The sequence below is a fragment of the Sphingomonas sp. SRS2 genome (assembly GCF_000971055.1).
Classification (GTDB): domain Bacteria; phylum Pseudomonadota; class Alphaproteobacteria; order Sphingomonadales; family Sphingomonadaceae; genus Rhizorhabdus.
On sequence record NZ_LARW01000166.1, the window covers coordinates 1 to 8,913 of the forward strand.

Consider the following 8,913-nt stretch of genomic DNA (forward strand, 5'->3'; position numbering starts at 1 on the left):
CCTTCAGGTCGGTCTCATTGCCCGCCGCCTGCGAACAATAGCCGCAATTCTCCGCGCAGCCGCCGGTCTTGATCGACAGCAGCGTCGACAGCTGCACCGCGTTCGGATCGTGCCACGCCCGGTGAACCCCCTGCGCCTGAAACAGCAGGTCGTTGAACGGCAGCTCGAACAGCGCCCCGATCTCGCCACGGGTCCAGTCGGTGCGTATCGTCATGCTCATTCCTTCGCGATTGGCGCGCAGATCATGGGCCAGCGCCATAAACCGGCGCCCATCGCTTGGGAAGCATGCAGCCGCCGCGACGAGGCGAAACCGGCATGGGCGATCATCGGGCACCGCAAAAGGCGGAGTGCGCACAGCGCGAGCAGCCGAGCAGGCTGCTGCCCCGTCGCAATAGGGTAGGATTTCTCCTGCTCTTGGCGAAAGTGGTTTCGTCGGTTGACGGGTACAATATGGGGCGGGTTACGCGCCCCGGACCTTTGCACCATCCTTATCGTCGTTTTTCCTTGGGGATAAGCTGTTGGAAATCCTGGTTTTTCTTGACCGGTGGCATGGGGCGCGCCCCGACGACCGCCTTCATCATCGTCAGTCCGCCGCGCCAAGGCGCACCCCCGAAGCGATTAGCCCGTGAAATCGAGACTTGTCCCGTTTCGGCCCGAAGCTATGCCACGTCGATAGGGCTGCGGGTGGAGGCATAGGCTATGGGAACAATCGTACCGGCAGAGCAAGCGCGCGAAGCTCCGTCTCCGCGCGATGTGCGATCGGTGATCGCCGCATCGTCGCTGGGCACGCTGTTCGAATGGTATGATTTCTTCATCTACGGCACGCTCGCCGCCTCGGGCATCATCGGTCGCGTCTTCTTCCCGCCCGGCAACGAACAATTGCAGACGCTTCTCGCCTGGGCGGGCTTCGCGGTGGGGTTCGGCTTCCGCCCGCTCGGGGCGATGCTGTTCGGATATCTCGGCGATCGCTATGGCCGGAAATATACCTTCATCGTGACGATCGTCCTGATGGGCGTGGCGACCGCCGGTGTCGGGCTGGTCCCGTCCTATGCCACCGCCGGCTGGCTCGCCCCGGCGCTGATCATCCTGCTGCGCATCCTGCAGGGCCTCGCGCTGGGCGGCGAATATGGCGGCGCGGCCATCTACGTCGCCGAGCATTCGCCGGGCGGCAGGCGCGGCTTCTTCACAAGCTTCATCCAGGCCAGTGTCGGCGCGGGCTTCTTCCTCAGCCTCATCGTGGTGCTGGCGTGCAAAGGCGGGATGACCTCGGCGACGTGGGACGCCTGGGGATGGCGGGTGCCCTTCCTGCTGTCGCTGATCCTGCTCGCCATCTCGCTGTGGATGCGTGTCCGCCTGTCGGAAAGCCCGGTGTTCAAGGCGATGAAGGCGGCGGGACAGGTGTCGAAGAACCCGTTCATCGAAAGCTTCACCTATCCGGGCAATGGCCGCCGCCTGTTCGTCGCGCTGTTCGGCATCGCCGCCGGGCTCACCGTGATCTGGTTCACCGCGATGTTCACCACGCTCGGCTTCCTGCGCAACGCGATGCATGTCGATGAGGAGGTCGCGCAGATCGTGGTCGGGGCCGGTGCGCTGATGGGGCTCGGCTGGTTCATCCTGTTCGGGCATCTGTCCGACCGGATCGGCCGCAAGCGCCTGATCGTGACGGGCTACGCGCTTACCCTGCTGCTGCTTTTCCCGCTCTACTGGGTGATCGGCCATGCCGCGAATCCCGAGCTTACCCGCGCGGCGCAGCGCGCGCCGATTGTGCTGGCGGGGCCGGATTGCCGGTTCAATCCCTTCGCCAGGGTGCAGTACAATGATTGCGGCCGCGCGCTCGAATATCTGTCGAAGCGGGGCATCGCCTATAGTCTGGCGGAGGCGCCGACGGTGCAGCTCAGCATCGGCGGCGCGCCGCTATCCTACGCGACCGACGCCGAGCTCGACGCCAGGCTGACCGCGGAAGGCTATCCGCTCGGCACCGTCACCCCGCCGATCGGCCGGCTCGTCATCATCTTCCTCGCGATCATGGCGCTCACCGCGTTGTCGGGCGCGACCTATGGGCCGGTCGCGGCGCTGCTGACCGAATTGTTCCCGGCGCGGATCCGCTACAGTTCGATGTCGATCCCCTATCATTTCGGGACCGGATATTTCGGCGGATTGCTGCCCTTCGTCGAGCAGTACATGGTCGCGCGCAGCGGCGATCCCTATGCCGGCCTATGGTATAGCTGGTGGGTCGTCGCGATGGCCCTCGTCGTGACGGTGCTGCTGCTGCGCGAGCGCGATCTGGTGAAGGACGACGCATGATGCCGATCAACGACCGCAAGGGCCCCTTGTCCGACGTCATCGTCCTCGACGTCACCCGCGTCGTCGCCGGGCCTTATTGCGCGATGATGCTGGCCGATCTCGGCGCGACCGTCATCAAGGTCGAGAATCCCGGCGATCCCGACTATACCCGCACCTTCCCGCCGATGGTCGAGACCGAGACCGGGCCCGAAAGCGCTTTCTACGCTCAGTATAACCGCAACAAGCAGGGGGTATCGCTCGACCTGCGCAACGAGCCCGGCCGGAAGGTCTTTCTCGATCTGGTGAAGCGCGCCGATATCCTCGTCGAGAATTTCCGTCCCGGGGTGATGGACAGACTGGGGCTGGGCTATGAGGTGCTCCGGGCGGTCAATCCGCGCCTCGTCTATACGGCGATCAGCGGCTTTGGCCGCACCGGGCCCAACGCCAGCCGCCCGGGTTATGACAATAGCGGGCAGGCCGCCGGCGGGCTGTGGTCGATGAACGGCTATGCCGACCAGCCACCGGTCCGCGTCGGCACGATCATCGGCGACCTGTCGGCGTCGCTCTACGCCGCGACCGGAACCCTCGCCGCGCTGCGCGAGGCGGAGCGAACCGGGATCGGCCAGATCGTCGATATCTCACAGCAGGATTCGGTCCTGTCGCTCACCGAGAATGCGGTGGTGCGCTACACGGTGGCGAACGAGGTCGCCGGGCCGCTGGGGAACGATCACCCCTTCGTCCGTCCCTATGGGCAATTTCCCTGTGCCGATGGCTATGTCTTCTTCGGCGGATATACCGACAAATTCTGGGCGATCACCTGCGCGATGTTCGGCGAGCCCGAAATGGCGCGCGACCCCCGGATAGACACGATGGAAAAGCGCTTCGCCACGGAGGCCTATGAGACGGTCGTCCAGCCGCTGCTCCATCGCTGGTTCGCCCGCCATAGCAAGGCCGAACTCGAGGATATGGCAGGCGATGCCGTGCCGCTCAGCGCGATCAAGACGATCGCCGAGGTCGTCGCCGATCCGCATATCGCCGCGCGCGAGATGATCGTAGACGTGCCTATGGGGACGAAGCCGGTCCGGATGCTGGGCCTGCCGATCAAGCTGTCGAACCTTCCGTCGCAGCCGCATGCCGCCGCGCCCGCGCTGGGCGAGCACAACGACGCGATATTCCGCGGCCTGCTGGGCCTCGCCGATGCCGAGATCGCCGCACTGACCCCGCGCGGAGGAGCCTGACATGGCGATAGACGTCGTCCATGACGGCCCCGTCGCCACGGTGCGCTTCGCCCGGCCGGACAAGCTGAACGCCATGACCCTCGCCATGTATGAGGATCTGGGCCGCGCCTTCGCCGAGATCGGCGAGGACGACCGGATCAACGCGGTCGTCCTCGCGGGCTCGGGAGACCGCGCCTTCTGCGTCGGCGCCGACCTGACCGAGTCGATTCCGGCGCTGGCGTCCGGCCGGTTCGACATCAGCCGGTGGGATCCGGCGCACCTCAAGACCGGCGGCTTCTACAAGCCGATCGTGTCGGCGATCCGCGGGCTGTGCATGGGCGCGGGTTTCGAGATCATGCTGGCGACCGATCTGCGGATCGCCGCCGACGACGCGGTCTTCCAGCTGCCCGAGGTCAACCACGGCTTCGTTCCAGCCGGCGGCACGCTGGTCCGCCTCACGCGGCAGATCGCTTATGCGCATGCCATGGAACTGATGCTCTCGGGCCGCCGCTTCAGCGCCGCCGAGCTGCTCGAACGCGGCGTCCTCAACCGGGTCCTGCCGTCTCACGAGGTCGAGCCCGCCGCGATGGCGCTGGCCGCGGAGATCGCCGCCAAGAGCCCGATCGCGGTGCAGACGATCAAGGAAGCCGCGCTCACCCTCCACGACCTGCCCAGCGAGACGGCCTTCGCGCGAGAGGCGCTGCTCGGGCAGCGCACCTTCACCAGCGACCGGGCCAGGGCGAGCCTCGCGCGCTTCGCCGATCGCGCCGCGAAGGACGACTGACGACGTAGCCTATGCCGGGACACTCGGCGGCTTCGCCTTTTCGCGGAGCCAGGACAGGAAGGCGGGATCGCTGCCATAGGCGACGTTGATCCGCATCGCCGGAAGCGGATTCTTCGATGTCGAGAAGTTGATCGCGGGGGCGATGAAGATGCCCTCCCGCGCGGCGTCATGCACCAGATTCTCGTCGGCCATATGCTCGGGCAGGTCGATCCAAAGATAGAAGCCCCCGCCGATCGGCCGGCTGATCTCGAACCCGCAGCCTTCGAGCGCCTTCACGCTTTCGGCGGTGGCCTTGCTGGCGCGCGCGCGCAAACGCCGCAGATGCTTGAGATAATGTCCGTTCTCGATCAGCTGGAAGATCAGCCGCTCGTCATGCGCAGACGTCGAGACGGTCGTGATGACCTTGAGCTCGTTGAGTTCAGCGGCCAGCTGGCGCGACGCGGCGAGATAGCCGGTCCGCAGGCTGCCCGCGAGCGTCTTGGAGAAGGTCCCGATATAGATGACGCGATCGAGCTGATCGAGCGCGGCGAGCCGGGGCGCGGTATAGGGCAGGATATCCGCGAAGGGATCGTCCTCGACGACCAGCAGGTCGAACTCGGTCGCGATCCGCAGGATCGAATAGGCGGTGCCCAGCGTGATCGACCCGCCGGTGGGATTGTGGGCGAGCGATTGTGTGAAGAACAGCCGCGCCCCGCTCTTGCGGGCCTTGGCTTCGAGGTCGGCGATGTCCGGACCGTCATGACGGCGGTTGACCCCGAGTGCGTTCGCCCCCGCCAGCGCGAGCTTGGCGAGCAGCGGATAATAGCCGGGATCGTCGACCAGGACGGTGTCGCCGGGCGCGACATAGCGCCGGATCACCAGGTCCATCGCGTGGTTCGCGCCATGAGTCATGAACAGCTGGTCGTCGCGGCACGCGATCCCGCGTTCGGCCAGCGCCCCGCACAGCCGTGCGCGCAGCGGTGCATGCCCCCAGCTCGAATTGTAGGAGTCGCCCTCCTGAAATCGCTGATAAGCGAGATATCGCCGCAGTTCCGAAGTCTCCAGCCATTCGGGCGGCGGACGGCCGTCGCCGGGCCGGATCGGCAGCAGACGGTCCAGCTGCTCCGACAGCAACGACACCCGGTCGGTTGCGGCGGCGGCGAGCGGAAGCCTTCGGTCGTCGCCGGTGGAGGCGGGTATGCGCACCACATAATAGCCGGACCCGGGCTTCGCCTGCAGGATTCCCTGCCCCACCAGCCGGAGATAAGCCTCCACGATCGTGTTCTTGCCCACGCCGAAACGCTGCGCCTCGTCGCGGATGGAGGGGAGGCGCTGGCCGGGCCGCAATGTGCCCGCCCTGAGCTGCATCATGATGCTGTTCATCACGAAATCGATTTTCAGTGGCGGCGACGACATTGCCTAGCTTCCCCACAAGGCGGCCATCCCACAAGGCCGCCACCTCGTCCCTATCAGATCGTCCCCAATTGTACCTGCATCATTACCGACCGTCCCGCTATCGTCAAATGGTGGCGTGGGAGGACGCCGATGCCGTTATCGACGCATCGGCCACCGTCTCCCGCGCGGCGTTGGGGCTAGAAGAGAGTGTGTGGCAGTGAACAAAGAAGCGGCCGGCGGGTCATCCCGAATACCCGGTTTCCACAATTGGAGCGTCGAGCAGCGGATCGACCGCGTCGCTAGCTTTGCCGGGCTGGGGCCGGCGGAGCGCGCGCAACTCGCGGCGCCATCGAACATCGATGCGCAGCTGGCCGAACATATGGTCGAGAATTTCGTGACGACGATCGCGATTCCGGTCGGCATCGCGACCAATTTGCGGGTCGATGGCCGCGATGTGCTCGTTCCGATGGCGACCGAGGAATCGTCGGTGATCGCCGCGGTCGGCAATTCGGCGCGGCAATGCCACGACACCGGCGGCTTCACGACCTCGACCTCGGGGACCGAGATGATCGCACAGGTCCAGCTGCTCGACATTCCCGACCCGCGCCGCGCGCGCCTGCTGATCCTTGAGCGGCAGGACGAGATCGCGGAGATCTGCAACGCCTGCGATCCGGTGCTGGTGCGGCTCGGCGGCGGCTTCCGCTCGCTGGAGGTGCGGCTCGTCGACACGCCGGTGGGGACGATGGTCATCACCCACATCATCGTCGATACGCGTGATGCGATGGGCGCGAACAGCGTCAATACCATGGCGGAACGGCTGGCGCCCGACCTAGCTCGCTGGACCGGGGGCACCGCGCTGTTACGAATCCTGTCGAACCTGGCCGACCGGCGGCTGGTGCGCGCACGCGCCACCTGGACCTGCGCCGCGATCGGCGGCGAGAAGGTCCGTGACGCTATGGTCGCCGCCTATCATTTCGCCGACAACGATCCCTATCGCGCGGCCACGCACAACAAGGGCATCATGAACGGCGTGTCCGCGGTCGTGCTGGCGACGGGCAACGATACCCGCGCGGTCGAATCCGGCGCCCATGCCTTCGCCGCGCACACCGGCCGCTATCGCAGCCTTTCGACCTGGGAAGTCACCGCCGACGGCGACCTTGCCGGCACGATCGAACTGCCGCTCGCGGTGGGACTGGTCGGCGGCGCGGTCAAAATCCACCCGACCGCCCGCGCGCTGCTCGCGATCATGCAGGTCGCCACCGCGGAGCAACTGGCGCGGATCATCGCCGCGGTCGGGCTCGCGCAGAATTTCGGCGCGATGAAGGCGCTCGCGACCGAGGGCATTCAGAAGGGGCATATGTCGCTGCACGCGCAGAACATCGCCTTCGCGGCCGGCGCGGCCGGTGACGAGGTGGCCATCGTGTCGCGCCGGATCATCGAGCAGCAGACGATCAACGAAGAGGCCGCCGGCCGCGTGCTTGCCGAGTTGCGCAAGCGGTGACGCGTCCCGCCACCGTGACGATCGTCGAGGTCGGCCCGCGTGACGGGCTCCAGAACGAGGGTAGAATTGTACCCATCGAACAGCGTATCGCGGTGATCGACGCCCTGTCACGCAGCGGATTGCCAATCGTGGAAGCCGGAAGCTTCGTATCGCCGCGCGCCATCCCGCAAATGGCCGGAACCGGCGAGGTTCTGCGCGGCATTTCGAAAACCGAAGCCACGCGCTATCCCGTCCTCGTACCCAATGCGACCGGCATGCGCCACGCGATCGACGCCGGCGCGCGCGACGTCGCGGTCTTCGTGTCGGCCAGCGAGAGTTTCAGCCGGCGCAACATCAACTGTTCGATTGCGGCCTCGCTCGATCACGTGGCAGAGGTTGTCGCGCTGGCCGGGCCACAGGGCATCCGGGTCCGGGGCTATATCTCGTGCGTGCTGGGCTGCCCCTATGAGGGCGATGTCGCAGCCACCACCGTCGCTGGAATCGCCGGACGGCTGGCGTCGCTCGGCTGCGATGAAATCTCGCTCGGCGACACGATCGGCATCGGCACCGCGCAACAGGCGCAGGATATGGTGCGCGCCGTCGTGCAGACGGTGCCGATGGCGCGGCTGGCCGTCCACTTCCACGACACCTGCGGCCAGGCGCTGGCCAATGTGCTGGCCTGCCTGGAGGCCGGCATAGCGGTGATCGACAGCGCCGCCGGCGGATTGGGCGGCTGTCCCTATGCGAACGGCGCGAGCGGCAACCTCGCGACCGAAGACCTCCTCTACATGCTCGACGGGCTGGGCATCGCAAGCAGCGTCGATATCGAGGCGCTGCTCGATGCCGTCGAGCTCATCGAGACCTCGCTCGGGATAGCCGCGCGATCGAAACTCTTCGCGGCGCGGCGGCGACAGTCTGCGCGCCTGGGGAGCGGCGGGATGACTCGCCAGCAGCAAGGCGTCGCCGAAGCAGGACGTCACGCACGTATGAATTGAACGGCTGCCGGCCGATCCGGTCCATATGATAAAGAAGGGGACACAGACATGGGGGAGCAAATACACAGATTGATGCGATCCGGATCGGCGGCGGTGCTCGCCATCTGCGGCGCTCCGGTGGCGATGGTCGCCATGGTCGCGAGCGCGCCGGCGTTCGCGCAGGATTACACGTCAGGCGCACTGGCGGGCGACGTGGTGAACGTATCGGGGGCGCCGGTCGCGGGCGCGACGGTCAAGCTGACGTCCGAGGACCAGGGCTTCAGCCGCACCACCACGACGACATCCAATGGCGGCTTCCGCTTCGCCGCCGTGCCGCCCGGAGCCTATACCGTCGCGGTCAGCTCGACCGCCGGCAACGCCTCGCAGGAGGGCGTGCGCATCACCGCATCGACGACCGCCGATTACACCTTCACGGTCGGGGAAAGTCCCGCCGGCAGTGAAATCGTCGTGACCGGCGCGCGCGAGAACCAGGATTTCTCCACCACCACGACGGGCATCAACATCGATCTGACCCGGCTGGTCGACAGCGTGCCGATCGGCCGCAGCCTGACCGATGTCGCGCTACTCGCCCCGACCGCGACGGCGGGCGACTCCACCTTCGGCGCGCTCCCGGCGTTCGGCGGCTCGTCGGTTGCCGAAAACGCTTATTATATTGATCTGCCCCCTTCTGAGTGGTCCAAAATTGATGATATTTTGGATGACGAAGGAGACAAGGAATGCCGAGCAAGAAGCATCGCCCGGAAGAGATCATTGGCAAGCTGCGTGAAGCTGAGGTTGTGC

Annotated in this window: 6 protein-coding genes and 2 pseudogenes; 6 read left to right on the plus strand and 2 right to left on the minus strand. The window is 66.2% G+C overall.

Annotated elements, in window-relative coordinates; all coding sequences use genetic code 11:
* Nucleotides 1-259, minus strand: a pseudogene (locus WP12_RS23110) (hypothetical protein); the annotation flags it as partial.
* Between the two features lie 440 nt (nucleotides 260-699).
* Between WP12_RS23110 and WP12_RS23115 the strand changes: the two are divergent.
* From WP12_RS23115 to WP12_RS23125, 3 genes are read left to right on the plus strand one after another with little or no spacing between them, the layout of a single operon-like run.
* Nucleotides 700-2,304: an MFS transporter gene (locus WP12_RS23115; RefSeq protein WP_046196003.1), complete on the plus strand. Its 1,605-nt coding sequence runs from the start codon at nucleotides 700-702 to the stop codon at nucleotides 2,302-2,304.
* Complete coding sequence (locus tag WP12_RS23120) at nucleotides 2,301-3,521, plus strand: CaiB/BaiF CoA transferase family protein (protein WP_084691314.1); 1,221 nt, start codon at nucleotides 2,301-2,303, stop codon at nucleotides 3,519-3,521. Before WP12_RS23115 ends, WP12_RS23120 begins: the two co-directional genes overlap by 4 nt.
* A gap of 1 nt (nucleotide 3,522) precedes the next feature.
* Nucleotides 3,523-4,284: an enoyl-CoA hydratase/isomerase family protein gene (locus WP12_RS23125; protein ID WP_046196004.1), complete on the plus strand. Its 762-nt coding sequence runs from the start codon at nucleotides 3,523-3,525 to the stop codon at nucleotides 4,282-4,284.
* A gap of 9 nt (nucleotides 4,285-4,293) precedes the next feature.
* Here WP12_RS23125 and WP12_RS23130 read toward each other — a convergent pair whose 3' ends face one another.
* Entirely contained in the window at nucleotides 4,294-5,679 is a 1,386-nt protein-coding gene (locus WP12_RS23130; protein WP_046196005.1) for an aminotransferase-like domain-containing protein, read from the minus strand.
* 196 nt (nucleotides 5,680-5,875) lie between these two features.
* Between WP12_RS23130 and WP12_RS23135 the strand changes: the two genes are divergently transcribed.
* The 3 genes and pseudogenes from WP12_RS23135 to WP12_RS26150 form a co-directional block, all read left to right on the plus strand.
* Nucleotides 5,876-7,159, plus strand: coding sequence for a hydroxymethylglutaryl-CoA reductase, degradative (locus WP12_RS23135; RefSeq protein WP_152664127.1), 1,284 nt, complete (start codon nucleotides 5,876-5,878; stop codon nucleotides 7,157-7,159).
* Complete coding sequence (locus WP12_RS23140; protein ID WP_046196007.1) at nucleotides 7,156-8,133, plus strand: hydroxymethylglutaryl-CoA lyase; 978 nt, start codon at nucleotides 7,156-7,158, stop codon at nucleotides 8,131-8,133. Before WP12_RS23135 ends, WP12_RS23140 begins: the two co-directional genes overlap by 4 nt.
* Before the next feature lie 132 nt (nucleotides 8,134-8,265).
* Nucleotides 8,266-8,538: pseudogene (locus WP12_RS26150) on the plus strand (carboxypeptidase-like regulatory domain-containing protein); the annotation flags it as partial.
* Nucleotides 8,539-8,913 lie beyond the last annotated feature (375 nt).

What these genes read in the sequence shown, in the direction of transcription:
- WP12_RS23120 (WP_084691314.1), top strand. Translation starts at nt 2,301, where the DNA reads ATGATGCCGATCAACGACCGCAAGGGCCCCTTGTCCGACGTCATCGTC.
- WP12_RS23125 (WP_046196004.1), top strand. Translation starts at nt 3,523, where the DNA reads ATGGCGATAGACGTCGTCCATGACGGCCCCGTCGCCACGGTGCGCTTC.
- WP12_RS23115 (WP_046196003.1), top strand. Translation starts at nt 700, where the DNA reads ATGGGAACAATCGTACCGGCAGAGCAAGCGCGCGAAGCTCCGTCTCCG.
- WP12_RS23130 (WP_046196005.1), bottom strand. Translation starts at nt 5,679, where the DNA reads ATGTCGTCGCCGCCACTGAAAATCGATTTCGTGATGAACAGCATCATG.